Here is a 25907-nt window from a genome sequence, read left to right as displayed (position 1 = left end):
TTGTACAACTGGAATCGGACAGAAAATTACACAGTGATATCGAGAGCCCGCATGCGTGTGTAGAGAGTGCTTCGGCTGATTCCGAGCTGTGCCGACGCGTGAACCTTGTTGCCGCCGCAGTCCTTCAACGCTCCGATGATCGCCTGACGCTCGGCCTTCTCCCGCCCGGCCAACCGCGACACCTTGGTGGTGGTGCGATAGCCCTCGGGCAGATCTGCGACGTCGATGCGATTGCTCGAGCGATCGCCCGAGGCGCGATGGAGTACGACGCGCAATTCGGCCAGATTGCCCGGCCAGCTGGCCGCCGCGAGCGCTTCGGCGGCGCTGGCGGTCAACCTCAGTTCGGGCGAGATCCCCTCCAACATCGCCTGCGCCAACTCGGCGATCTCGGCTTGTCTCTCGCGCAGTGGGCTGATGGCAATTCTGGAGGCACAACGCGAGATGAGCGACGCGATTGCCGGCGGTAGATCCGCGACCGCGCCGCTGGTCAGTACGATCCTCGGCCCCTCGGCGCTGGCATCGATCAGGTCTGCGACCAGCGGCAACACCGAGTCCGGAAGGAGTTGGACCTGTTCGATCACCACGACGCCCGAACGCTTACGAGCGGCTCGCACGAGATCGGTGACCCATTGCTCACGGCCGTCGAACGCGATTCGCGTGGCATCGAGCCAACTCGCATCAACGCTGCCGACGACGTCCGATGCTGCCGAGGTTCGGCCGGAACCCGCTTCACCCGAGATTGCCACGGCGGTAGAACCCGCGCGCGCTCGCAACAGGTCTCGACGCAGACGCTCGCCCGGAGACGGTGCACGCTCGTGTGTTCGGCGGATCGGTGCCCGTTCCCGCTGGAGCGGTTCGACCAGGAAGAGCGCACCGCCGTCGGCGCCGGAAATCCGGTCGGCTTGAACTCGCGCCAGCGCACCGGACGCCAATTCGACTGTCACCAATCGTGATTGGTCCGGGTTGAGGTCGGCAATCAAGGAACGCAGCGATACGTGGTCGGCGGTGTCGAGCAGATCCAAGGCGGTTCGGTTGCTCAGCAGGATGTCGTCACCGATGGCCGCGACGGCGATGTGGCGTTGATGTGACACTCGCTGAAACGCGTCGACCAACCGCTGCTCCGACGCTTTGGAGCCTTCGAGCAGCCGCTTCTCGATATCTGCTGCCGCACGCGCAAGGAAGGGCGCGAACAGTGGGTTAGCCTGCGAGACAACGCCGGTCATGTCGAGAATGCCTTCGACGCGACGTGTGACGGGATGCAGGATCGGCTGGCCGTAGCAGCTCAACCCCTTGAGGCTGTCGAGAAAATGCTCGTCACCGTGGATCACGACACTTCGTCCGACCTCGAGCGGCGTACCGAGCGCATTGGTGCCGGCGTGCTCTTCACCGAAGCGTGAACCGTTGACAACACCCAACCGCTCGATCGTCCGCTCGACGCGACTGTCGGAGTACACCGAGGCCACCACTCGGCAATCCCGATCGGCCAGCAGCACACAGAACCCGGTGCCCGCGATCTGTTGCGACACCTCGTCGAGCACGGGTGCGGCGGCCCGGAGTAGACGCGACTCGCCGTCCTGCTCCTCGGTGTCCACGGCGATTGCCGACGACGGATCGAGGCCACTGAGTCGAGAGCGCTTCCAGGAGAGCGCGATCTCGGGGCGTACCGGCTCACGCTCCCCTGGGTTCGCGGACATACTCTCAGGCCTGACCGATCAATTCGATCGCCTGTTCTCGCATTGCGATCTTGCGAACCTTGCCCGTGACTGTCATCGGGAACTCGTCCACGACATGGACGTAACGCGGAATCTTGTAGTGCGCGAGTTTGCCGGTGCAGAAGGCACGGACCGAATCGGCGTCCAGATCGTCTGCACCTTCGCGCATCTGGACCCACACCATCAATTCCTCGCCGTACTTAGCATCGGGAACACCGATGACCTGCGCGTCGAGAATGTCGGGGTGGGTGTAGAGGAACTCCTCGATCTCACGCGGATAGACGTTCTCACCACCGCGAATGACCATGTCCTTGATGCGTCCGGTGATGGCGACGTACCCCGCCTCGTCCATGACTCCGATGTCTCCGGTGTGCATCCACCTGGCAGCGTCGATCGCCTCGGCAGTCTTCTCCGGGTTCTCCCAGTAGCCGAGCATGACCGAGTAACCACGCGTGCACAGCTCACCAGGTTCGCCGCGCGGCACCGTCAATCCTGTTGCCGGATCGACGATCTTGATCTCGAGGTGCGGCCCCACCCGCCCGACCGTTTCGGTGCGTTGCGCGATCGAATCGTCGGAGCGAGTCTGCAGCGACACCGGCGACGTCTCCGTCATGCCGTAGCAGATGGACACCTCTGCCATGCCCATCCGATCGATGACCTGCTTCATCACCTCTACCGGGCAGGGCGAACCAGCCATGATGCCGGTACGAAGGCTCGACAGATCGAAGCTCTCGAAGTCCGGCAAAGCCAACTCTGCGATGAACATCGTCGGAACGCCGTAGAGAGATGTGCACTTTTCGGCCTGGACGGCTTCGAGCGAAGCGCGCGGATCGAATGCCGGGCCCGGAATGACCATGGCAGCACCGTGACTGGTGCACGCAAGATTTCCCATCACCATACCGAAGCAGTGGTAGAACGGCACCGGGATGCACACCCGATCGATTTCGCTGTAGTGGCACAACTCGCCGACGAAGAAGCCGTTGTTGAGAATGTTGTGGTGGCTGAGCGTCGCACCCTTCGGGAAACCGGTAGTGCCCGAGGTGTATTGGATGTTGATCGCATCGTCCGCCGACAGCGCAGCCTGGGCAGCTGCAAGCGGAGCCGGATCGCTTGCCTGCGCCGCCAACCCGTCTGCAAGCACGGCGTCCCACTCGGGTGAGCCGAGCAAAAGCACCGACGTCAGATCCGGGCACTGCGGCCGCACTGTCTCGATCATCGACGCGTAGTCCGAGGTCTTGAAGCTGGCCGCCGACACCAGGGTCGAGATTCCGGCCTGCTCGAGCACGTACTGCAACTCGTGCGAGCGGTATGCCGGGTTGATGTTGACCAGGATCGCCCCGATCTTTGCCGTCGCGTACTGCGTGAACGTCCATTCCGGGCAGTTGGGAGCCCAGATCCCCACCCGATCACCCTTCCCCACACCACGGGAAAGGAGTCCGGCAGCGAGCCCGTTCACCTGTTCGGCGAACTCTCGGTACGTCCATCGTCGACCGCTGGCATGGTCGATCAACGCATCACGGTCACCGTGCGCGGCAACCGTGCGATCCAGGTTGTCTCCGATGGTGTCGCCCAGCATCGGACCGTCCCATACTCCGGACGTATAGCTGGGCAGCGGCGTACTCATGTGTTCTGTCCTCTCCGGTTACCTGTTCAGGCACCTATGAGAGGGGCCGCATCGGCGGACCCTCTCATCTACGAATTTACTCGATTCGGTGTGATGCACGACATACTTCCCGGTGCAGGGTGTCCGTAACTGTTCGAAGTCCGGACACCCCACCCGACTACTGTGCGCCTTTATCAACCGCCGGCGGTTAATAAAGGCGCACAGTGGTTACAGCGCGTGATCCTTGGTCTCGACGAGCGCCCAGGTGCAGACAAGACTCACCACACCGAGGATTGCCAGCATGATTCCGATGGCCATGCTCCCGTAGGCCGAGGCCAGCGGTGCGGCGATCAGCGGCGGCACTGCGCCGCCGAGCACTCCGGCGAGGTTGTAGCCGAGGCCGGCACCGGTGTAGCGGTAGCGGGTCTGGAACATTTCCGGAAGCAGCGCACCGCAGGGGCCGTACGCGATTCCGAAGATCATCAGCGTGCCGAACATTCCGAGGATGAACGCGATCGGTGTTCCGGTGTCCAGGAGCGGGAACAGAACGAGCGCCCACACCACAGCCAGACCACAAGAGATCATGATGACCTTGCGACGCCCGATGCGGTCCGAGTACAAGGCGGAAACGATGATCGCCGCACCGAAGACGAAGGCCGACGCGATACCGACCGACAGGACGAATGGACGAGAGAAGCCGAGGGTCTTGGTTCCGTAGCTCGTGAGGAACGCCGTGCCCATGTAGAAGAACGCGAACAGGCACGCGAGGGCACCGGCCGATAGCAGGATTTCCTTGGTCTGGAATCGCCAGGCATCCAGGAACGGGAGGGTGCGCAGTGCTTCGTTCTTCTGCTCGGCGACGCGCTCTGCCTGCTCCGCCTTGAAGACCGGGGTCTCCTCGATAGCGAGTCGCATGTAGAGGCCGATGCCGACCAACACGATGGAGAACAGGAACGGGATACGCCAGCCGTAGTCGAGGAAGGCCTGATTGGTATCGCCGAGAACAGCGCCGGTGATGAGGAAGGTACTGCTCGAGAGAACGAAAGCGATTGCGGGGCCGAGCTGCGGGAACATCGCATACAGACCACGTTTGCCCGGTGGGGCGTATTCCGCGGTGAGCAGGGTTGCGCCCGCCCATTCGCCACCGACCGCGAAGCCTTGGCCGAATCGCAAGAGCACCAGGATGATCGGAGCCGCAACACCGATGGTTGCCGCACCGGGCAGCAAGCCGATCAGGAGCGTCGAGATACCCATGAGCAGGAGCGTCGAGATCAGAGTCTTCTTGCGACCGATGCGATCACCGAAGTGTCCGAACAGCATTGCGCCGACGGGCCGCGCGATGAATGCGACTGCGAAGGTCGCAAACGATGCGACGGTTCCCGCCGTGGCACCGAGCGCGGGGAAGAATACCGTCGGAAAGACAAGTGCCGCAGCGGTTCCGTAGATGAAGAAGTCGTAGAACTCGATGGTCGTGCCGATGCAGCTCGCGATCGCGACGCGCCGCACACTGGTGGTGTTCTGCGGGGGTTGCGTCGCACCTGCGGCACTCGCACCCCCGGCGCCGGCGGCACTGGTGCCGCCCGTGGGAGAGACTGTGGTCACTCGATTCCTCCGTGGTCCCGTGGTGTCGCCCTGTGGGCATCACCGTCGATAAGAGGAAAGGTAGTGATGTGGCTCACCCCCGCACTACCCCCAAAAGGGGGTGAAGTGATCTGAGTCACGACTTGTATGCAATGGTAACGAGTTTCACGGCCGCTGACATGCCACAGGCCGTCCGATTCGTTCTCACGAATCGGACGGCCCATTGTGAACGGCGTCAGGGTAGAACGCTACGGATCAAGCCTTACCGGCAGCCCCGAACAGCTCCTGACGGATCTCCCCCCACACCGTGGCATAGGAGTCGATGATCGGTTCCGAAATCCACTTGGACTCCCCCGCTTGAACTTTCGCGAGAGCGTCCGAGAAGAGATCCTGGTAGCGAGACAACCGCGGAACGAAAGCCGACAGATCGTCGAACAGGTTTGCCGCCCGGCGATCCAGCTCTGCAAGGGAATCCGCGTCTGCGCCGTCGACGAGTGCGACGAACTCGGCGTCCAGGGGAAGGAACGCCTCGTACACCTCACCGATGGAGTCCTCGTCGATCGAGACCCGCTCAGCGTCCAACTGATCTTCGAGTTCTGACAAGCCCTTCTCGGTCAGGCTGATGGCGTCGTCCGATTCGACCGCTTTGCCCTGCTCGACAAGTGCGTCGTACGCAGCTTGACCGGACGCTGCGCTGACGCCCAAGTGCTCGGCCAGGACCACCGCTCCGACCCGCTCCTTGAGACGTACTGCTTGAAGCAGCGCCAATTCGTCCACGTTGCCAGCGAAGGCCATCGATTTCTCCTACTCACGTGCCGCCTCTGCGGCTCCAGCATGTCAGCGGACACCCCTGGGTCTCCGCAGCCCAGCGAAGGGCTCGAAAGAATCAGATCACACACGCTTAGCCGTGTGTCGAGTAGCTGACGAGGGGCTCCCCGACTGACAATTCGGACGATCCGGTATGTTTGCAGCGTGATAGCTCCGATGGTGTCTGTGATAATCCCCTGCCTAAACGTCATGAAATACATCGACGTCCAGCTGACTGCGTTGAGCGAGCAGAACTTCGGCGGAGTTTTCGAGGTCATCGTGAGTGACAATGGATCGACAGACGGTCTCGAACAGCACATTGCAAATCACCCGCTCAGGGCTGAGCTCGACCTTCGATATATAGATTCTTCTCAGAGAGCTGGAATCAGCTTTGCCCGGAACAATGGGTCGGCACATGCGCGTGGGCAGTTTCTTGCATTTTGCGACGGTGACGACCGCGTCCACAGTTCCTGGCTGACGCAGCTGCTTCTTTCGGCAGAATTCGCAGATCTGATTGCCGGCGGCGTGGAATCAGAATCGATCAATTCGTCGGAAGTGCATTCGTGGCGGCCACTTGCCTCGACGGACGGGTTGGTTCTCGGCCGCTTTCTTCCTTCTGCGATGGGTTGCAACATTGGAATCTGGAAGCGCGCCTTCGATTCGATCGGCGGCTTTGACGAATCGATGACAGCGGGCGAAGATGTCGAGTTTTCGTGGCGAGCCCAGATCTCAGGCCTGTCCTTCGCCCACGCGCCTAAGGCAACCGTCGCCTACCGGCTTCGATCAACCCTTAGCGGAACGTGGCACCAGACCGTGTCGTACGGTATGGCTGAAGTCGAGCTATTTCTTGCATTTCGTGACTACGGGGTCCGACGACCGACGATAAAATCTTCGCTCACCACTCTTGCCGGCCTAATCTTGCTGAATCCGTTGATTCCACAAAGGCTCAGCGGAATGCCGCGGGGTCGATGGATCGCCTTTGCCGGTCTACAGGTGGGCAAGCTTAAATGCGCCGCCAGGAATCGCACCTTCTACTTCTGAGCGCCCGATATCGTTTCAGGCGACGGAATCGACCTGATCGGGGATCACGCTGCCGTCCGCACGAGTCACGGCGCCTTTGGCCCCGGCCGCGTCGGTGTAGGCCTCGGTCGAGCAGTGATAGGGGGCATCTGCCTGGGCTTTGGGTTCGATGAACATGGGGTTGACCAGCCATTTCCCGTCACTGTTGTCGTAGGCATTGCACATCAGTTCGGGATTGTTCCGGTTGATCACCAGACGCGCACCGGTCGCATCTCCGAGAAAAGTCACGTCGGTGACGGAATCACCGGCAGCAAACACCTGACGCCGATCGGCAGGCAACTGCTCGAACGCCGTAGGCCCTTGGACCCCGTAGACAACCTCGTTGACCTGGCACCGCTTGCCGTCGATGTACGGAATGACCGAGTCGTCACCGTCCGCAACGCCACCACATCCACGCAGGCGCCCGGACAGAACACCGTCCTCGACGATGGGCCGCACGCCCATCACGTGATCGGCGTCCAATCCCAGCTGTTCCGCCCAGACTCGAACGACCGGTTCGGCCGACGCGGAGATGATTCGCACGTCGAACCCATGAGCGCCGAGAGACTTCACCAAATCTTCGATCTGCGCGTAGTAGCGCACCGAGCCGTCGACTTCCGTCGTACCGACGATCTGATCGGATCCTTCTGCAGCAGCGAGATTCTCGGCACGCGCTGCGCGCGCGTACTCGGTGACCTCATCCTCGGTGTGCCCCGCCATCAACTGCACGGCCCACGCATACGCGGCCTTGGTCCGGCGGTGATCGTAGCCGTCGAATGCGGCCTGACCGTCGCGCGTCTTCTCCTCGAGCACCGCAACGATCTCGTCCGCGCAGTCGACGTCGGTGCTGGTTGCCAGGGGTTGACCCGGGGCGGTCTCCGAGCCACACGCGGCGGAAAGGGCGGCAGCGCCTGCTGGAGTCATGAAGCGACTGGTGGTTACCCAGTCGCCCCCGGCGGGCTGTAACACCTTGTTGTTCTTGATCATCCAGAATGCAGTGGCGCTTCCGATGTCGTTCTTGACAACTGTGTTGTCCCAGTCGAAGAGCGCCAACGGAGCACCGTCATCGACATCACCTGCAACTCCACACGTTCCGAACTCCGTCATCACGGCATCCAACCTCACACGGTTGTCGCCGTACCACGCCAGACTGGGATCCAACGCCGCGCAGGATGAACCACTCTGCGCTGCATCCTCTTTCGTGGCGCTCTCGGCCGAACTACATGCAGTTGCACTCAACAGGACACTACCTACGGCCAACGCGCACAGGGCGCGGGCATGCAGCGAACGGAACATCGATTCCCTCATTTTCGTCGTGATTCGGGTACGACGGCATACCCGAGTGTCGATCGACCCGGGTATGCCGTGCAGCTGTCAACTAATCGAGCGTCAGCACTTCTCCCGACGCAACGGCGTCGGCGCGAGAGGTGTCCTTGAGGTCGACGCCGGAGCGGCCCAATTGGCGCGCTCCCGCCACCAGCCCAAGGACAACACGAGCAGCCTGCTCGTATCCGAGACCCTCGGGTGGGTGGACATTGGAAATGCAGTTTCGATCCGCGTCGGTGCGACCGACGCGGGGGAGGTGAGTCAGATAGATACCGACGCTGTCCGCAACGGAGAGCCCTGGACGTTCGCCGATCAGGACGATCGCCGTCTGCACTCCCATCGCTGCGGCGATGTGATCGCCCAGCGCCACACGGGCGTTGGTAGCAATCACGGGCGGCGCGATGGAGTACCGCTCCCCCAACACCGTGACCAACGCGGACAGGAGTTGCTCGCCGTGGTCCATCAGTGCTCGCGGGGAGAGTCCGTCGGCGAGGATGAACCCGATTTCCTTGTCGGAACTCGCGATCGCGCTCAGGTCCGCGGGCCGGCGCCCTAGGTCGGGCCTCCGGAGATACTCGCTGCGGGTGGAGACGCTGCTCGCGACCACCACCGGAGCCCCGATACCCACCCCTTCGACCCGACTGGCGAGAGTCTCGGAATCGAGAGGCTCGTGGACCGCGTCGCGAGCTGCGGCGTGCGCCGCCTTGAATTCGAGAACCCGCTTGGTGGGCAACGAATCACCGGCGCGGCCCAACCCGATACGCGATTGTGTGGTCTTGCGCAGTGGACCCCAGAAATCGAGGATCGGTGCCTGATCTTCTGTCATGAGTTCACCGTCAGAGCCCGCAGCGGCGACATCTCGGCATCGATCGGAAGAACCCGACCGTTTGCGTCGGTCATCCCCAAATTGTGGAGCCAGGTCTCGAACTCCGGGGCAGGCTGCAAGCCGAGAACCTTACGCACGTACAGCGCGTCGTGGAACGCCAGACTTTGATAGCCGAGCATCACGTCGTCGGCGCCGGGCACCGCGATCACGAACGCCGCGCCGGCGACGCCCAGCAAGGTGAGCAGGTTGTCCATGTCGTCTTGATCGGCTTCGGCGTGGTTGGTGTAGCAGACGTCCACTCCCATCGGCAGCCCGAGGAGTTTTCCGCAGAAGTGATCTTCCAAGCCCGCGCGAATGATCTGCTTGCCGTCGTAGAGATACTCGGGACCGATGAAGCCGACCACGGTGTTGACCAGCAACGGTTCGAGATCACGTGCCACGGCGTATGCCCGTGTTTCGAGCGTCTGCTGATCGACCGGGGCTCCGCCGGTGCCGTAGTGGGCACCTGAACTGAGGGCGGATCCCTGCCCCGTCTCGAGGTACATGACGTTGTTGCCGACCGTTCCGCGGTTCAAGGAGCGCCCGGCCTCGTTGCCCTCACGCAGGAGCGGAATATTCACTCCGAAACCGGAATTGGCGCCTTCGGTACCGGCAATCGATTGGAAGACCAGATCGACCGGCACCCCCGATTCGATCAGTCCGATCGTGGTGGTCACGTGCGAGAGCACGCACGACTGAGTCGGGATCTCGAATCTCTGACGGATGTCGTCGAGCAGGTGGAGCAGATCCGAGGTGGCCTGGGGCGAGTCCGTCGCGGGGTTGATACCGATGACGGCGTCGCCACATCCCATCAGGAGACCGTCGAGCGTTGCCGCCGCAATGCCGCGTGGATCGTCCGTCGGGTGATTCGGCTGGAGTCGAGTGCTCAGCCGTCCAGGTAGCCCGATGGTCGTGCGGAACCCCGCGGTGACCGTGATGGCCTTCGCGACGGCGATCAGGTCCTGATTGCGCATGATCTTGCTGACCGCGGCAACCATTTCCGGGGTGAGTCCGGGACTCACGGCGGACAAGCGTGCGGAAGCTTCCGGCGCCGACGCAGTCTCGAGCAGCCAGTCCCGCAGTCCGCCAACCGTCAGGTGGGCCACCGGTGCAAAGGCGAGGCGATCGTGGCTGTCGATGATGAGCCGAGTTACCTCGTCGTCCTCGTACGGAACCAACAGATCTTCGAGGAATACGGTCAACGGAAGGTCAGCCAGAACCCATTGGGCAGCAGCACGTTCGGCGTCGGAACTTGCCGCGCATCCGGCGAGCTCGTCGCCCGAGCGCAGCGGTGTCGCTTTTGCCATCAGATCGACGAGACCGTCGAACGAGTAGTTGGTTCCGGATACCTGCTGGTGATACTTGGCCATCCCGCGACTCATCCCAATTCTTCTTCCGCCTGTGCAAGTACAGCAAACTCCTCGTCCGGCGAGTTGGCAACAAGGTGGTGGCGACTGTAGAGACCGAAGTACGCCATCAGAACTCCGAAGGCGACCAAGGTCAACAGTGCTGCAACGGGATCGACCAGGAAGGTGGCCACCACCGATACTGCCGCGATCACGAGCGCAAACGAGGTGGTGGCGATACCACCGGGCGTACGGTACGGGCGCGGCATGTTCGGCTCGCGCTTACGAAGGACGATGTGACTCACCATCATCAGGACGTAGCTCACTGCCGCGCCGAACACGGCCATGTTGAGCAACATGGCACCTTCACCGGTGAGTGAGAGCGCGAAGCCGATGATTCCGGGAACGACGAGAGCGAGAGTGGGCGCCTTGCGCTTGTTGGTCACCGACAGGTTTTTCGGCAGGTAACCGGCGCGGGAGAGCGCAAACGTCTGACGGGAGTACGCGTACATGATCGAGAAGAAGCTCGCGACCAGACCGGCGAGGCCGATGTAGTTGACGGCCTTCGCCGCTCCGCTGTCCCCCAGAGCCTCGACGAGCGGATTTCCGGAGGTCGACAGGGCGTCGGCGCCGAGCGCACCGGTGGCGAGGAAGAGAACCGTTGCGCCTGTGACGATCAGGATCAACATGCTGATGATGATGCCGCGGGGTACGTTCTTCTCCGGCTCACGCGCTTCCTCGGCGGCCAGTGGCACACCCTCGACAGCAAGGAAGAACCAGATCGCGAAGGGCACGGCGGCCCAGATTCCGAGCAGACCGAACGGCAGGAACGACGAAGATCCGACCGCGCTGGTGTCGACGGCGATATCGGTGAGGTTGGACGAATCGAAAAGGCCGACAGCCGAAACCGCGAACACGACCAGGCCGACGAGTGCAATGGCGGTGATGATGAACATCGCCTTGAGTGCCTCACCGGCGCCGGTGAGGTGAATGCCGATGAAGATCGCGTACACCGCGAGGTACACCCACCACCCGTCGGTGATCCCGAACAGGTTCAGGGATTCGACGTATGCACCGATGAAGGTCGCGATCGCCGCGGGCGCGATCGAGTACTCGATGAGAATTGCTGTGCCGGTGGCAAATCCGCCCCAGGGCCCCATAGCCCGTCTGGCGAACGTGTATCCGCCACCCGCGGCCGGAAGTGCCGACGACATCTCGGCCATGCCGAGCACCATCGCCAGGTACATACCCGCGATGACAACCGCCGCTATGAGAAGGCCACCGAAACCACCTTCGGCCAGACCGTTGTTCCAGCCGGCGTAGTCGCCGGAAATCACATAGCTGACGCCCAACCCCGCAAGCAGCACCCACCCTGCTGTTCCCTTTCGGAGTGTTCGTTTCTCCAGATACGAATTGTCTTCCGCATGGAAGTCTGCGCCGTCGTGGTGTGCACCCGCGGCACCGGCGTTTTTGCCGGTTGCGTGGTCGGAAAGAGACATGTCCATCCTCTGAATCGGTCAAGAATGAGACGACACACGGTGGATGCGTCGCGTGAAATGAACGGTATGTGGGCGATGTGCGGAGAAGGTCGCCTGGAGATGACCGTGCTGTTAACTGGCTGTCATGTGCGCGGCCCCGAGTCTGTTCAGATCTTCTTCAGGCGGCCGTTCTCAGGATCGGGCGGCCGTGCCCGGCACCGGGCAGGCATCGACGGCCTCGGCGACCACCTGGGGAACCGTCGGAGGCAAAGGTCGCACGCCCGCTTCCCAGTCAGCGCCTGCGAGAATGCTCGACGCGCCGAGTGCTTCGTTTTCGTCCGGTGTGAATGCCCTTGCTCGACTGAGGAATCTGAATCCCTCAGGAGACTCCAGGCTGAATCCACTACCGCGGCCGGGCACGACGTCCAGCACCAACTGGGTGTGCTTCCAGGCTTCGAACTGTGATCCGGAAATCCAGACCTGGACTGCGTCGGTTCCGGTGGGAAGGTCTTCGGGAATCTCCCCGACAGCAAGTCGGAGATCGACGATTCCGAGTAGTACGTCGCGGTCCCCGACGATGAATTCGCCTGAGGGATAACACATCGGGGCCGAGCCGTCGCAGCATCCGCCGGATTGATGCATCATCAGTTCGCCGTGAGTCCCGCTGAGGCGGCGCAGGAGGTCAGCCGCCCCAGCGGTGGTCACCAACCGGGGTGGAACGGCGCCGGTATCGGGTGTGTCCGTGGCGCTCATTCCAACCTCCGTGTGTTTGTGCAGGTTTCGCGTGTTGCAGTCGTGCTCACCGGCACCCGCAGCGAGGGGCTCACGGGTGCCGGTGGGTCGATCAGAAGAAGCCCTGAGCCTTCTGGGCGTAGCTGACCAGGAGGTTCTTGGTCTGCTGGTAGTGCGAGAGCATCATCAGGTGGTTCTCGCGGCCGATGCCGGACTGCTTGTATCCACCGAAAGCGGCGTGTGCCGGGTACTGGTGGTACGTGTTGGTCCAGACGCGACCGGCCTGGATGTCGCGGCCCGCGCGGTACGCAACTCCGCCGTCGCGGGACCAGACACCGGCACCCAAACCGTAGAGGGTGTCGTTGGCGATTTCGATGGCCTCGTCGTAGTCCTTGAACGAGGTGACCGAGACGACGGGTCCAAAGATCTCTTCCTGGAAGATGCGCATCTTGTTGTTGCCGGTGAACACCGTCGGCTGGACGTAGTAGCCGCCGGACAGGTCTCCGCCGAGTTCGGCCCGCTCGCCGCCCGTGATGACCTTGGCGCCTTCGGCCTTGCCGATCTCGATGTACGAGAGGATCTTCTCGAGCTGGTCGTTGCTGGCCTGCGCACCGATCATGGTGTCGGTGTCGAGCGGATCCCCTTGGCGCACAGCCTTCGTGCGGATGGCCGCCATTGCGAGGAACTCGTCGAAGATGTCTTCCTGGATCAGCGAACGTGACGGGCATGTGCAGACCTCGCCCTGGTTGAGGGCGAACATCGTGAAGCCCTCGAGTGCCTTGTCCTGGTAGTCGTCGTTGGAGGCGAGGACGTCGGAGAAGAAGATGTTGGGGCTCTTGCCACCGAGTTCGAGGGTCACGGGGATGAGGTTCTGCGACGCGTACTGCATGATCAGGCGACCTGTGGTGGTTTCACCGGTGAACGCGATCTTCTTGATACGCGGGCTCGACGCCAGCGGCTTGCCGGCCTCGACGCCGAAGCCGTTGACGATGTTGAGAACACCGGCAGGCAGCAGGTCACCGATGATGCCGATGAGGTGCAGGATCGACACGGGTGTCTGCTCGGCAGGCTTGAGCACGATGGCATTGCCGGCAGCGAGGGCGGGAGCAAGCTTCCACACGGCCATGAGGATCGGGAAGTTCCACGGAATGATCTGGCCGACTACGCCGAGCGGCTCGTGGAAGTGGTACGCCACGGTGTCGGAGTTGATTTCCGAAAGCGAACCTTCCTGTGCGCGAATGGCTCCCGCGAAGTAACGGAAGTGATCGATGGCGAGAGGAATGTCGGCGTTGAGGGTCTCGCGGATCGGCTTGCCGTTGTCCCACGACTCGGCGAGTGCGATCGATTCGAGGTTCTCCTCCATGCGATCAGCGATCTTGTTCAAGATGATCGCGCGCTCGGCGACCGAGGTCTTGCCCCAGGCCGGAGCTGCTGCGTGCGCTGCGTCGAGAGCGAGTTCGATGTCTTCTGCGGTGGAACGAGCCACGTCACAGAAATTCTGTCCGGTCACCGGTGTCGGGTTCTCGAAGTACTGACCCTTGACCGGAGCAACCCATTCGTTGCCGATCCAGTTGTCGTATCGAGACTGGAAGGACATGATCGCGTCGGCGGTACCTGGGCGGGCGTACACGGTCATTGCAAGCTCCTATGTAAACGTGATCTTCCTGGGCGCACCCACCAAATCGGTGACTGCAATCCCACCCCCCGGTGGGGTGTGATTCACAACACTAGGAGTTGCAACGTTGCAAGTACGTTGCGTGCGAGAAACGCAGATGATTCTCAGATGCCCAATTGGCGGTCGAGGAGATCAATTCTTGCCTGGACCTGTGAATACAGCGGAGATTGAGGATCCAATGTGGACAGGTAGGCCTCCCACACGACGGAGTCTTCGCGCCCATGTACGGACGTGGTCCACCGGGCCAGAAGGTTGGCGTCACCTCCACGCAGCAGTGCCGCCTGAACCCTGGTGCGTAGCTCTTCCCGCACCTCTTCGATGCCGGGAGAGGCCGAGCCTGCCAGCACCGGGCCCGAATACAGTTTCATCGCCGTCGCTGCGTCTCCGCGATCCAGCGCTGCCCGCACGTCGCCGACGTCTGTCGTGAACTCCGTGATGATCCGATAAGGACGCGAAGCCAAACGGTCGGCACCGAAAACCTTACGAAGACGCGACATTTCCGCACGAATGGTCACTGCGTCGAGTTCACCCTCGTCGAGCAGGACCGCAAGGTGGTCGGAGCTGAGCCCCTCCGGATGTTCGGAGAGCAGAAGGAGAATCTCGGCGTGACGCTGCGAAATCGGGATGCGGTCACCGCCGCGAACCAGCGTCGGCCGGCCTGCTCCGAATGTTTCGAGGCGCGGAGCCGTGGCGCTGAGCGGGATGGGCGAGTTCAAGAGGTGGAATCGCAATTCCGATTCGGCGGCCGCAACAGTTGCACGGATCAGTGACAGCACTTCGGGAACCGCGACCCTGGGACCACCGGTGATGTCGATGGCACCGAGGATTTGCCCAGTGGTGGGATCGTGGACGGGTGCGGCCGAACAACTCCAGTCGTGCACGGTTCGGTTGAAATGCTCGGATCCGAATATCTGTACGGAGTGATCGAGAGCAAGAGCCGTTCCCGGCGCATTGGTGCCGACACGATCTTCGCTCCAGTCGGCGCCTTCGACGAAGTTCATGGACAACGCCTTGTCCTTGGCCGAATTGTCACCCTCCACCCAGAGCAAACGACCGTGTGCGTCGCTGATCGCGATCAGCAATCCGGTCTCGGCAGCATCCTCCACCAGGAGTTTCCGAATCACCGGACGAATCAGTGACATGGGATGCGCGGAGCGATATTTTTCGAGCTCCAACCCTTCGAGCATCTCGGGGTTGCCGACAACATCAGGGTTTACCCCCTTGTTGCGGCTTCGCATCCAGGACTCGAGCACGACCGAACGGACATGGGAGTCGTCGGTCAGCCCTTGGCCGGGCACGCCGCGGGCATCGATGAACGACTGATGGGCAGACGAAAGTCGCCGCGCAAGTAACGCGACGTCATCGCCTGGCCTGACCGCCACCCACGGGTTGCCAGGCACAGCCTGTTCACGTGCCATATTTTGCGTTCCTCCGCTCCGTGGACCACTGTAACGCCGATCACAGCCCGTAGGCGAGAACGACCATTCGGTATGACTGTCGACCCGGCCCGCTGCCCCTCGCGGTCACTCGTCACCGATCAGGATGGCGCCTGCCCGTTCCGCGACCATCACCGCGGTCGCGTGTGGGCCGCGGGTCGGAATCGTCGGCAGGATTGACGTGTCAACAATACTGAGTCCTGTCGCGCCGATCACACGGCACCGATCATCGACGACTGCGAACGGGTCCGATTCGGCACCCATTACGCAGCTACCGGACATGTGCAAGGACGTACCGAGGCGAGATTCGATCCACTCGTCGGTGTACTCCACGACGGGGCGGCCGATCAACCCGGTCTCGGCGATCGACTCGAGAAGGTTCTCGGCGATCTGCATTCCTTCCCGAATGGCTGCTCGATCGTGCGTCGACGCGACGTAGTTGTATCGAATACGCGGCGCCCCAGCGGGATCCCCCGATGCCAGTTCGATACTTCCCCGGCTGCGCGGCGCCATGAGGACCACTCCGACGCCGTGATCCATTCGAGGCACACCGGGAACCAAATCCGTGAAAGATGCGGTGTACGGACGGATTTCAAGCTCGGCTAGATTGAGAGCAGTCTCCAGCACCGGTGTCTGCGAGCGAATCGTGCGAGGCGTCGAAAAATGGTAAGGCAGCAGCACTTCCGGATGGTCGACGAAGTTCTGTCCGACGCCAGGCCTGTCGAGAATGACGGAAACTCCTTGCTCTGCAAGTTGTTCCGCCGGACCAACACCGGAATTCAAGAGAATGTGCGGCGTCGCCACAGCACCCGAACACACGATCACGTGGTCGGCACGAATGCGTCGGACGTTGCCGTCGTCGAGAACGTCGACGCCGATCGCACGGGTTCCCGAGAATACGATGCGAATGACGTTAATTCCGGATTGCACCCGCAAATTCGGGCGGTGCAACGCCGGCATCAGATACCCGATCGCAGTACTGATCCGACGATGATCCGCCACGTTCAGTGGCACTCGGCCGACGCCGAACGAGTCCGGCGCATTCTTGTCGACGTCGTCGGGAAAGCCCGCTGCGAGCGCTGCCGCCTGGAATTCGCCGCTCAGTGGATGCAGTTGGTCCCACGCTCGACGCTCGACCGGGATCGGACCGGCCGTCCCGTGGAACTCGCCCTCGAAATCACGATCCGTCTCAGACTTCTTGAAGTACGGCAAGACGTCGTCGTATCCCCATGAGCTCGGCCAATTCTCGAAATCTGCACGGGTCGCGCGGGTGAAGTACGCACCGTTGACGGCCCCGGACCCACCGAGTGTCCGCCCGCGCGCAATCGTGGACGCCCGACGCGGTGTCAGTTCGACCGGATACGTCCACGTGTATTCGCTCGCAGGTCCGACCGGCAATCGGTACGGATCACCCAGGACGTCCGGAAGTTCGAGCGCCGAACGATATCCACTTCCCGATTCGAGGAGCATCACTGTGGCGGATGGATCTTCACTGAGCCTGGCTGCGACGACGCAGCCACACGTGCCACCACCGACAACCAGGAAGTCTGCGTAGTCGGCTTCTGTCACTTGGTGATTCGAGGTTTCAGTGCCGCCCAGTCACGGGCGTCGAACGCGCCCCGCCAGAGTCCGGCTCCGTACGCGATGTCGTCTGCTCGTTTGAACAAGACGTACCGAACCGGACCCAACCCGCCCGGCTCACGGTGGCGATACCAGTCCACCACACCTTCGGTGACGGCCGCGGCGACGGCCAGTCGCCGAATTCGACGGGAGGCGATCACCGCCAGGAGCGTCACGGGCCAGTAGTGACGGCACATCGCCGAGGCGAGTTGCCAGAATCCTCCGACAAACCCTTGCGCAGTGAGGATCGCTGCGATCCGGGTGGGCTGACTCAGGCCGTTGAACATCTTTCGCAGGCGATACACGGTGAAGAGCAGTGCGCCCAACGCACCCGCAAGACCGGAACGGGTCAGTGTTGCGGCGGCGATGCACGCGAAGAGCGTCGAGAACGACATCGCCATCGGCGGAACCGAACCCTCGTGTCTTGCAGCCAACGGCGCCGCACCCGTGCCGTAGAACGCTCTCCTGGCGAACCACTTGTCGAACTGAACTCGATGATCGTGGGCGACATGCGCTACCGGTTCGTACCTCAGTCGCCAACCCGCAGCCTGCAGTCGCCAGCAGAAATCGACGTCCTCGGCTACTTCGAGACTCTCGTCGAAACCGTTGCATTCGAGCGCCACGTCGCGCCGGACGATCACGGCCGCGCTGGGGACATAGGCGACCGGACTGCCCGACTTCACCGCAGCTTCCTTGCGTCCGAGGTCGAGCGACGATCGCATGTTCTCGTACCGCGCCAGCGCCGTCCCGTACGGATCGAGGGCGACGATGCGGGGTGCAACAAGGGCAACCCCTGGATCGCTGAAGTGGCCCAACATCAACTCGAGCCAACCGGCACGCGGTATGACGTCGGAGTCGAGGAAAGCTACGAAACGTGTTTGGGCCGAACGCAATCCCGAGTTTCTCGCTGCCGATGGTCCGCGGGCGCTCTCGTGCCGCACTACTGTGATGGTGCCGGTGCCCGGGCAGGCGCGACGAGGCTCCACCGGCACTTCCGAACCGTCGTCGACAACGATGACGGTCAGATCCTTGAGGACGGGCAGCAACCGTTCGACGCCGGCCTGATTGTCCTTGACCGGAATCACGACGGTGACATCGGCAGCGGACGGCGTCGACATCGGACGAGGATTCGCAACGCCTGAATCGAGGAGGTGCCGAGCAACCGCAGCGCTCTGCTGATCGACCACCTCGAGGAAGCCGTCACCGATCATCGCCGCAGCCGTCGGAGCCAGCTTGAGCATCCGTGTCGGAGAGCCGCCGATGAGCACCCGGCCGCCCGAGTACGTGCGCACCTTGGGGTCCAACCGAATGCCGAAGCCGTCGGGGAGTCTTGCTGGTCGCATCAGATGATCGTAAGGGACGTAGCCCGTCGTGCTGCAACTCGTCGCAGCCTCGAAAGCCGTCGCAGGTGGACCGTCCGCCCCCACTCGGTCGTGGTCGTCACCGAAGCCTCCCATCTGGACCAGGCTCCCACCGGGCCAGTCCATCCGTCACGCGTCCTACCAACTCACCGAAGATGTATGCGCCGTCTTCGGCGGTAGCCCCGACTGGATTGCCGAGAACGCCGTTTTGCGACACAGCGACCATACCGCCCGAACGCATTCCTGGCATCAGGTCCGCGATAGGAGACAAATTTCCTGACTCAGCAAGGCTCATGTGCACCAAATCGGGCGAAAGGTGCAGCAATAGGCTCGTTTCAGTGTGTCCCGCGTGCGCATCGGCACCCGCAACAGCGCACGGCACCCACGCGGCGTCACGTCCCTCGTATCGAAGAAGTGCCACAGCTTTGGCCAGCGCGGGACCGTTTCCGCCATGGCCGTTGACGAACAGCACCCGCTTCGTCCACCTGAACGCCGACCTTCCGTATTCGACGACGAGGGTTTCCATGGCCTCGGTACCGATCGAAATCGTGCCGGCAAACCCTTCGTGTTCGCCGCTCGCCCCGTATTCGATCGCTGGTGCCACGACGACGTCGGGCAGAGCCTGTGCGACTGCTCTCGCGATCCGCGTGTCGGTATCGAGAGGCAGGTGCGGTCCGTGTTGTTCGAAAGAACCGACCGGGACCACGACGGTGAGCGCAGTGCCCTCGAGCGCAGGACTCGGGATGGCAGCAAGGTCACGCAGGAAACTCATCCCCCGATCGTATTGTGCACAGCTCCTCAAGCACTCGGCTCCACCCGAATCGATTGGATTGTGGTGGTGGCATTAACTGTTGCGACGGCAGTTCCGGTTTCGGTCAGAAGTTCTCCTGCGAGAAAAGCGAGGGATGCACCACGTCTCACGACACGGCCACGCCCGATGTATGCGCCGGGGAGGGCACGCTCGGGGAATTGAACATGCAACGACGCTGTCGGCGCGAACTGGTCGGGTTCGAGAGTGGCTACCGATGCGGGACCAAGAATGCGGGACCATGAGTGAATCCCACTTCGAACGTGGAGGACTCAGGATCTATCGCGCGAAGTGTCCAACCGAGTATGTCGCTGCCGGAGAGGGCGGGAATGCCCATTGACCGCATCCCAGAATGGCCCCTTGCGTTTCATCGCTCATGTATAGCCTGACCCCGGCTCTACCACCCCGAAACACAGCATGCGTGTGCTCCGGGGCATGCCTCGTCCCCGGTTCACACGCTGCCATTTTCAAATATGCCCGTTCAGGCCGCGGTGGGTGGACTGTTCCCGCCGATCGGCTGCTGATACGGGTCGATCGACATCGGCGGATAGAACACCGTCTTCCGATCCGGGCCGATCTCCACCCGCCACTGCGTGTGGTGCAGCGTTCGATGATGGTGGCCGCACAACAAGATCAGATTATCGAGATCCGTTGGGCCACCATCACTCCAATGAACAATATGATGGGCATCGCACCACCCCGACGGCGTCCCACACCCCGGAAACGCGCACCCACCATCACGAACTGCCAACGCCCGCCGCTGCGGCACCGTCGCGGTTCTCGCTTCCTTGCCGCAGTCGAGCGGAACACCGTTCCCGTCCAGGAGGATCCGGGTGACGGTGCAGTCGCAGGCCAGCATCCGGGCCGTGTCGATACTGATCGGGCCCACCCAATCCGTCCACGCGAACCCCAACTCCTCGGTCGACGGCAGCAAGTCCTTCAACGCTTGCAGGTCTGTCATGTCTTTCGCACTGGCCGTGACCGTGATGTGCGGTTTCACCCCACCCTCGAACGGACCCAACCCCGCCCGCTCATACCGCCGCAGTAGTTCACAAAACCCGTCCGCGCGCCGTAAAGCAGGCCTGCGGGTGTCTTTGACGCCGTCCTTCTCCGGTGTCGGAGCGGACAGGCTCGACAGCAACGTGATCAGACGGGCCCCGTTCACCGCATCCAAATCACCCTTGACTGTGACCCGCCCGTACAAGCCTTTCGAAGCGTAGAACTCGTTACGCTCCGAATCCTCGCCTACCGGGACCCCGTCCTCGCGTGTGCCGTACTGCTTCTCGATCCGCCGGATCGCCGCACGCACCGCATCACAATCCGCGATGTTCTTCGACGCCAACGACAGCAAAATCCCCCGGGCCTTGTCGACATCGGCCAGGGTCATGTTCTTGGGCGGATGCTGACAAAACGACGCCACCTGACGCGCCTTCAACGATTCCACATCACCGCGATGAAACGCATCGCCCACCACAGGTTCGAGCATCAGCAACCGCGCCAGGCCCACCAGCAGGCTGCACTCACCGATCTCCAAATTCGTCGACCCATGCAACCACTGCACGATCGCCCGAAAACCCTTCCCACCGAGAACATCCCGGGAAAACATCTCCACGATCAGCAACACCATCCGCGACTGCAACTCGTGACGGACACGCACCAGATCCAGAACCTCACCCTTGAGGTCCTCACCATCCAGCTGCCACGCATCCCGACTGTCCATACCCAAAGTTTAATCGAACATACTTTCGATAACCAGGGACATATCGGACGACTTATATCGCCAACGCAGCCCGATGCCCCTCGATGACGGCTGCATGTGAACGTCTCGGGGACAACGCATCACCGATACGAAATATCTCGAAAGAACTTCCCTGCAAGGTGTTCCACAAATCGTCGACAGGTTCCTGCTGTGTCGCGAAGACCACCCAGTCGACCGCAACTTCCTCGACCACACCCGTCGGAAGGTGAACCAAGCTCACGAGCGGCGAAGCTCCACCGCTCACCGACGTCACCATCAGATCCGTCCGTTGCATGATCGACTTCTCGAACGCCCGGCGGTTCCACCCCTCGAAATCCAGGGTGATGCTCAGATCTTGGGCAACCACCATGCCGTTGGTCGCGATCGTGACAGTGCAACCTCGATCAGCGAGGAATTCCGCCACCGACGTGCCTTGATGGAATCCCAACTCGTCGTACACGAGCACCGTTCCACTCGGCAGAACCCTGCCGTCGAGAACGTCTCGAACACTCACCACACGCTCTGATCCACGCGCCCAGGCCGGTCGCACAGGCCGCGCTCCGGTTGCAATCACGACCACGTCGGGCGCCTGCTCCTCCACGATCGTGAGATCAGCTCCAGCACCCAGCTCGATCGTCACACCGCTTCGGCGACACTCCGATTCGAGATTCCGGACGAGGTCGGCGAGCTCGCGGCGAGCCGATACCACCGAGGCGGTGAGAATCTGTCCGCCAAGTCTTCGTTCACGCTCGAACAGCGTCACCGCATGACCTCGCTGGGCCGCGGTGGCCGCAGCTTGCAGGCCGGCCGGGCCTCCGCCGACCACCAGCACAGTGCGACCTCGTCGCCGCGGCATCGGCAGCGGTACCGATTCCCGACCAGCGCGCGGGTTTTCCGTGCACCCCAACCAACGTCCCAGACCCATCCGCCCGACACATTCCTGGTTGCAGGACAGGCAGGTTCGCACCTGTGCCGATTGTCCGGCACGCGCCTTGTTCACAAAATCCGGATCGGCGATCTGCCCGCGAACTACGCCCACCAGATCGCACACACCGTCCTCGAGTGCAGCTTCAGCGTGCTCTGGTGTCGTGAAACGGCCGACACCGACGACCGGAAGATCGACCGCTTCCTTGATCGCAGACGGGACGAAGTTGGCGTAGCCAGTGGGCACCGCCATCGACGCTTCGACCAGATGCAATGTTTCCGTGGCCATTCCGACGGTGGTGTTGATGTAGTCGACGTGACCGTCAGCTTCGACGAGTCGCGCGGTGGCTACTGCGTCGGACAGTTCGATCCCACCCCGCGTTCCTTCGTATCCACTGAGGCGCACGCCGAGCACACGATCCGGACCGATGGCCTCACGCAGTACCCCGAGCACTTCGAGAAGGAAACGCGCACGATGTGCCACGCCCCCGCCGTAGCGATCGGTGCGCAGGTTGGTCGAGGGTGCGAGAAAGGCGCGCACGATGGACGACTGCGACGCCTGCAGTTCCACCCCGTCGAAGCCACCGGCGACGCAGTTGCGCGCAACAAGGGCGAACCCTTCGAGAATCTCGGCGATGTCCGCGTCGTCGACAGCCTTGGGCACCTCGCGGAACAACGGATCGGCGACGGCGCTCGGCGCCCACAGCGGCAATCGTGAGTAGGTTCCAGCGCCCTGACCCCCATTGTGGTTGATCTGCGCGAGAATCGATGAACCATGTGCATGAACGGCGTCGGTGATCCGCCGGTATCCCTCGATCGCTTCGGGCCGATAGCCCGCAATCATCTTCTCGTACGGTCGATCCGAAGGATGCGTCGAGTGCTCCTCGGTGATGATCAGACCCGCACCACCGCGTGCCCGCGCCTCGTAGTAGCTCGCGTGCTGCTCCGTCGGCAACCCGCTCTCCGCGTAATTGGTCAGGTGCGCGGAGAACACGACCCGATTGCGGAGTGTCAGGTTGCCCAGGCGCAGTGGCGCGAAGAGGCGCGGGTACGGCGTCATCAGACCTTGGAGTTTCCTTGATCGAGCGCGATATGACTTGCCGTGACGGTGCGTGAACCGTCACCGGCGAGCCACAGGACGGTGTCGGCGATCTCGTCGGGTTCGGCGAACGCGATGTCCGAGAGGATCGGAGTGAAGTTGGGAAGGTACTGCGGGAACTTGGCAAACACCTCGAGCGCACCCTGGTCGACACCCATCGGCGTGTTGACTCCGTAAGGATGGATCGAGTTGACCCTGATCTTGTACTCCCCCAGTTCCTTTGCCGCGGCCTGCGTCAGACCGACGAGACCGAACTTGGCGCTCGCGTAGTGCGCTTGCCCGGGCAGCGCCTTGAGTCCTGCCACCGAACTGACCACGATGATCGATCCACCGCGCCCACCTTCGATGATCGCCGGTACCGAGGCCTTGAGGGTTTTCCAGACTCCGGTCAGGTTGATGTCGATCAGGGTTTCCCACTGCTCGTCCGACATTTCCCAGAATCGATTCCAGTTACAGACCCCGGCATTGGCGACCACGATGTCGAGACGTCCGAACTGCTCGACACCGTCCTTGACCACCGCGGTGAGCGCTGCACCGTCACGGACATCGACCTCGCGAGCGAGGATCTTCCCACCCTCCGCTTCGACCAGACGTACCGTCTCGGCAAAGTCCTCGGAAGTTGCTGCGTCGTAAGAATTGTCCGACGCCACCGACGCGCACACGTCGACTGCGATGATCGCCGCTCCCTCGCGCGCCATCTTGACTGCGTGCGCACGTCCTTGACCGCGCGCTGCGCCGGTGATGAAAGCAACGCGACCTTCGAGCGAACGAACTGAACCCTGTGTCATGAGATAGCCCTCTCTGCAGAATTGAAACTCGTTCTAGTAGTAAACCCTGCACACCGCCCTTCGCGGATGGATTCGAGAACAGTTCTCGGAGCAACCGAGTCACCCACCTGGATGTCGGCCGCCTCCCCCAGCGTTTCGTTCGGCAGACGAGGCGAACAGTCGATCACCACTTCGCACTCGAGCTGTGAGCGCTCACCGGTATGGACGTGTTCGACGCAGACGGCCCCTGAGGCGATTTCGACGACACGCGACGCGAGCACCCTGGTGATCCCGGCCCGCTGGACGCGAGTGTTGGCGCCGACCAGATCCCCACTCGCGCCGAGCCGCGAGCCGACGATGCTGTCCGGGGTGACAATCGAGACGGAAGCGCCCTGGGCCGCGAGTGCTTCTGCGAGGGCCACTGCGACCGGTCCACCGAGCGGATCGATCAGCACGACCGGACCCGGCCCCACGGGGCTCAACTTCTCGAAGGCTTCCGACGCATCCAGCCACCGAACCGAGTCGTCGACCGGATACGTCGGCGGCCGCGCAGCACTACCGGTGGCCACCACAACCAGCTCGCCCCGACGGCGTGCCTCGCCCAGGTCCTGCACGTCGACCGCCGCCCCGGTCCGCATCGTCACGCCGCTACGACGGCATTCGTCCTCGAGCCACTGCGCGAGGAGTGCGAACCGGCCGCGGCCGTCACCTTGTGCAAAAGCTCGGATCATGCCGCCGAACTGCGATGAACTCTCGACGAGTGTGACCGAGTGTCCCGCCACCGCTGAGATCCGCGCCGCCTCCATCCCGGCGGGGCCACCCCCCACTATCAGCACGGCTTCCGGTGTCGAAATCTGCTCTCGCTCATCGAGGTCCACCGTCTCGAAACCCGCGCTCGGATTCCCGACGCACGTCACGACAGGATTGCGAGGATCACGCACGAGGCACGTCTGATTGCAGAGCACACACGGCCGGGGGCGATCGCCGCGCGCGGCTTTCACGACCAGGTCCGGGTCTGCGATCTGGGCCCTGGTCATCTCGACGAACTCGGCTACCTGCAGTGCTGCGTGAGCGTCGGCGATGTCCACGACGCTCCCCTGCAGGACAACGGGAATCGACACCGCGGCCTTGATCTCACGGCACAGGTCGAGGTTGAAGTTCGTCGGGCAGTGAAAGTCGGGGCGGTACCTGTCAGACGAATAGAGTCCGCCACGAACGACAACAAGGAGATCGAGGAGCGGAGACACTTCACGCGCAATACCGATGGCAAGATCGGGCGTCAGGCCCGCCCATGGCGCTTCCTCGTCGCAGGACAACCGCAAGGAGACAACGCGATCCGGCCCTAGTTCGTCACGCACGGCCGAAAGGATCTCGCGAACAAGGGCAACGCGATCAGTACCGTATCGGTCGTGCCGAGTGTTGGTCAGGCCCGAAAGGAATTGCCGCAGAATACTTCGAGGGCCGGCATCGAGTTCCACTCCGTCCATTCCCGAAGCGACGGCCAGCGCCGACGCTTCGCAGAAGCCGGCTGTCAGCTGGTCGATTTCCGGCTGTCCCATTGCCATCGGCAATTCGCGAGTCACCGGGTCGGCCACTCTTGACGGTCCCCACAGCACCGATTGAGAGTATGCACTGGAACCCTGCATCCCGGTATGCCCCAGCCCGGCAAGAACCAACGCTCCGTACGGAGCGCACGCAGTCGCGATCGACTGCCACCCCGGGCCACATTGCGACGCCAGCGGTGCCCGCTCGTACGGCCAGTCGTCGGCAAGTACCGACGCCACTTCGGTGACGACGATCCCGGCACCGCCTTCGGCGCGGCGCTGGTAATACGCCCGGTGACGATCGGAAAGCGAGCGCCCCACAGCAAGATTGGTCTCGTGCGGACCGAAAACAACCCTGGACCGGACTCTGCGTCCGGCCAGGGTTGTGTGTTCGTGAAGGCTCAACTCACAGCTCGATCAGAGCCG

General features: G+C 62.5%; 19 protein-coding genes. 1 reads left to right on the top strand and 18 read right to left on the bottom strand.

Translation table 11 applies throughout. The annotated features are described in order from the left end of the window. Positions 1–26: 26 nt before the first annotated feature. The 4 genes from ABWI03_RS10705 to ABWI03_RS10690 form a co-directional block, all read right to left on the bottom strand. Positions 27–1694 carry a sigma-54-dependent Fis family transcriptional regulator gene (locus ABWI03_RS10705; RefSeq protein ID WP_298774399.1) on the bottom strand — a complete coding sequence of 556 codons (1668 nt, stop codon included), beginning with the start codon at positions 1692–1694 and terminating at the stop codon, positions 27–29. Between the two features lie 4 nt (positions 1695–1698). Then, complete coding sequence (locus tag ABWI03_RS10700) at positions 1699–3336, bottom strand: AMP-binding protein (protein WP_298774397.1); 1638 nt, start codon at positions 3334–3336, stop codon at positions 1699–1701. Positions 3337–3543: 207 nt separating this feature from the next. Beyond that, positions 3544–4821, bottom strand: coding sequence for an MFS transporter (locus ABWI03_RS10695; RefSeq protein ID WP_298774454.1), 1278 nt, complete (start codon positions 4819–4821; stop codon positions 3544–3546). A 330-nt stretch (positions 4822–5151) separates the two neighbouring features. Next, entirely contained in the window at positions 5152–5691 is a 540-nt protein-coding gene (locus ABWI03_RS10690; RefSeq protein ID WP_166811284.1) for a hypothetical protein, read from the bottom strand. Between the two features lie 189 nt (positions 5692–5880). On the opposite strand from ABWI03_RS10690, the gene ABWI03_RS10685 reads away from it, so the two are divergent. Beyond that, positions 5881–6744: a glycosyltransferase family 2 protein gene (locus tag ABWI03_RS10685; RefSeq protein ID WP_298774452.1), complete on the top strand. Its 864-nt coding sequence runs from the start codon at positions 5881–5883 to the stop codon at positions 6742–6744. Between the two features lie 15 nt (positions 6745–6759). Here ABWI03_RS10685 and ABWI03_RS10680 read toward each other — a convergent pair whose 3' ends face one another. From ABWI03_RS10680 to ABWI03_RS10615, 14 genes are all read right to left on the bottom strand, one after another. Further along, positions 6760–8058 (bottom strand): HAD-IB family phosphatase, encoded by a 1299-nt coding sequence (locus ABWI03_RS10680; protein WP_298774395.1) that lies wholly within the window; start codon positions 8056–8058, stop codon positions 6760–6762. 82 nt (positions 8059–8140) lie between these two features. Beyond that, positions 8141–8914, bottom strand: a complete 774-nt coding sequence (gene eutC, locus ABWI03_RS10675) for an ethanolamine ammonia-lyase subunit EutC (protein ID WP_298774389.1) — start codon at positions 8912–8914, stop codon at positions 8141–8143. Continuing rightward, on the bottom strand, positions 8911–10335 hold the full coding sequence (locus ABWI03_RS10670; RefSeq protein ID WP_019744243.1) for an ethanolamine ammonia-lyase subunit EutB: 1425 nt from the start codon (positions 10333–10335) through the stop codon (positions 8911–8913). Before ABWI03_RS10670 ends, eutC begins: the two co-directional genes overlap by 4 nt. Beyond that, the gene (gene eat / locus ABWI03_RS10665) at positions 10332–11804 is read right to left on the bottom strand and encodes an ethanolamine permease (RefSeq protein ID WP_003941913.1); all 1473 of its coding nucleotides are present in this window, start codon (positions 11802–11804) and stop codon (positions 10332–10334) included. The genes ABWI03_RS10670 and eat overlap by 4 nt, the downstream gene beginning before the upstream one ends. A 165-nt stretch (positions 11805–11969) precedes the next feature. Then, positions 11970–12530 (bottom strand): DUF779 domain-containing protein, encoded by a 561-nt coding sequence (locus ABWI03_RS10660; protein ID WP_298774380.1) that lies wholly within the window; start codon positions 12528–12530, stop codon positions 11970–11972. 91 nt (positions 12531–12621) lie between these two features. Continuing rightward, the gene (gene adh / locus ABWI03_RS10655) at positions 12622–14145 is read right to left on the bottom strand and encodes an aldehyde dehydrogenase (protein ID WP_007730158.1); all 1524 of its coding nucleotides are present in this window, start codon (positions 14143–14145) and stop codon (positions 12622–12624) included. A 143-nt stretch (positions 14146–14288) separates the two neighbouring features. Then, positions 14289–15602, bottom strand: a complete 1314-nt coding sequence (locus tag ABWI03_RS10650) for a sigma-54-dependent transcriptional regulator family protein (protein ID WP_007730155.1) — start codon at positions 15600–15602, stop codon at positions 14289–14291. Between the two features lie 105 nt (positions 15603–15707). Then, complete coding sequence (mftG, locus tag ABWI03_RS10645) at positions 15708–17189, bottom strand: mycofactocin dehydrogenase MftG (RefSeq protein ID WP_298774373.1); 1482 nt, start codon at positions 17187–17189, stop codon at positions 15708–15710. Continuing rightward, on the bottom strand, positions 17186–18583 hold the full coding sequence (gene mftF / locus ABWI03_RS10640; RefSeq protein WP_166811277.1) for a mycofactocin biosynthesis glycosyltransferase MftF: 1398 nt from the start codon (positions 18581–18583) through the stop codon (positions 17186–17188). The genes mftG and mftF overlap by 4 nt, the downstream gene beginning before the upstream one ends. Positions 18584–18680: 97 nt before the next feature. After that, positions 18681–19373: a mycofactocin biosynthesis peptidyl-dipeptidase MftE gene (gene mftE, locus ABWI03_RS10635; RefSeq protein ID WP_298774371.1), complete on the bottom strand. Its 693-nt coding sequence runs from the start codon at positions 19371–19373 to the stop codon at positions 18681–18683. A gap of 517 nt (positions 19374–19890) precedes the next feature. After that, positions 19891–21129, bottom strand: coding sequence for an HNH endonuclease signature motif containing protein (locus ABWI03_RS10630; RefSeq protein ID WP_298774369.1), 1239 nt, complete (start codon positions 21127–21129; stop codon positions 19891–19893). A gap of 52 nt (positions 21130–21181) precedes the next feature. Then, the gene (locus ABWI03_RS10625) at positions 21182–23131 is read right to left on the bottom strand and encodes a mycofactocin system FadH/OYE family oxidoreductase 2 (RefSeq protein WP_298774366.1); all 1950 of its coding nucleotides are present in this window, start codon (positions 23129–23131) and stop codon (positions 21182–21184) included. Further along, the gene (locus tag ABWI03_RS10620; protein WP_095970291.1) at positions 23131–23958 is read right to left on the bottom strand and encodes a mycofactocin-coupled SDR family oxidoreductase; all 828 of its coding nucleotides are present in this window, start codon (positions 23956–23958) and stop codon (positions 23131–23133) included. Before ABWI03_RS10620 ends, ABWI03_RS10625 begins: the two co-directional genes overlap by 1 nt. Further along, on the bottom strand, positions 23955–25886 hold the full coding sequence (locus tag ABWI03_RS10615; RefSeq protein WP_298774361.1) for a mycofactocin system FadH/OYE family oxidoreductase 1: 1932 nt from the start codon (positions 25884–25886) through the stop codon (positions 23955–23957). The genes ABWI03_RS10620 and ABWI03_RS10615 overlap by 4 nt, the downstream gene beginning before the upstream one ends. Between the last annotated feature and the right edge of the window lie 21 nt (positions 25887–25907).

Source organism: Rhodococcus baikonurensis (assembly GCF_040489275.1).
Lineage (GTDB): Bacteria > Actinomycetota > Actinomycetes > Mycobacteriales > Mycobacteriaceae > Rhodococcus_F > Rhodococcus_F baikonurensis.
Note: the sequence above shows the minus strand (reverse complement) of the source record. Positions and strands in the feature narration are given on the sequence as shown.

Excerpts from the sequence above, each read along its gene's own strand:
- ABWI03_RS10620 (WP_095970291.1), bottom strand. The coding sequence starts at position 23,958 with ATGACACAGGGTTCAGTTCGTTCGCTCGAAGGTCGCGTTGCTTTCATC.
- adh (WP_007730158.1), bottom strand. The coding sequence starts at position 14,145 with ATGACCGTGTACGCCCGCCCAGGTACCGCCGACGCGATCATGTCCTTC.
- ABWI03_RS10670 (WP_019744243.1), bottom strand. The coding sequence starts at position 10,335 with ATGAGTCGCGGGATGGCCAAGTATCACCAGCAGGTATCCGGAACCAAC.
- ABWI03_RS10680 (WP_298774395.1), bottom strand. The coding sequence starts at position 8,058 with ATGTTCCGTTCGCTGCATGCCCGCGCCCTGTGCGCGTTGGCCGTAGGT.
- ABWI03_RS10685 (WP_298774452.1), top strand. The coding sequence starts at position 5,881 with ATGGTGTCTGTGATAATCCCCTGCCTAAACGTCATGAAATACATCGAC.
- mftF (WP_166811277.1), bottom strand. The coding sequence starts at position 18,583 with ATGCGACCAGCAAGACTCCCCGACGGCTTCGGCATTCGGTTGGACCCC.
- ABWI03_RS10630 (WP_298774369.1), bottom strand. The coding sequence starts at position 21,129 with ATGGACAGTCGGGATGCGTGGCAGCTGGATGGTGAGGACCTCAAGGGT.
- eat (WP_003941913.1), bottom strand. The coding sequence starts at position 11,804 with ATGGACATGTCTCTTTCCGACCACGCAACCGGCAAAAACGCCGGTGCC.
- mftE (WP_298774371.1), bottom strand. The coding sequence starts at position 19,373 with ATGAGTTTCCTGCGTGACCTTGCTGCCATCCCGAGTCCTGCGCTCGAG.
- eutC (WP_298774389.1), bottom strand. The coding sequence starts at position 8,914 with ATGACAGAAGATCAGGCACCGATCCTCGATTTCTGGGGTCCACTGCGC.
- ABWI03_RS10705 (WP_298774399.1), bottom strand. The coding sequence starts at position 1,694 with ATGTCCGCGAACCCAGGGGAGCGTGAGCCGGTACGCCCCGAGATCGCG.
- ABWI03_RS10625 (WP_298774366.1), bottom strand. The coding sequence starts at position 23,131 with ATGACGCCGTACCCGCGCCTCTTCGCGCCACTGCGCCTGGGCAACCTG.
- ABWI03_RS10650 (WP_007730155.1), bottom strand. The coding sequence starts at position 15,602 with ATGGCACGTGAACAGGCTGTGCCTGGCAACCCGTGGGTGGCGGTCAGG.
- ABWI03_RS10660 (WP_298774380.1), bottom strand. The coding sequence starts at position 12,530 with ATGAGCGCCACGGACACACCCGATACCGGCGCCGTTCCACCCCGGTTG.
- ABWI03_RS10690 (WP_166811284.1), bottom strand. The coding sequence starts at position 5,691 with ATGGCCTTCGCTGGCAACGTGGACGAATTGGCGCTGCTTCAAGCAGTA.
- ABWI03_RS10700 (WP_298774397.1), bottom strand. The coding sequence starts at position 3,336 with ATGAGTACGCCGCTGCCCAGCTATACGTCCGGAGTATGGGACGGTCCG.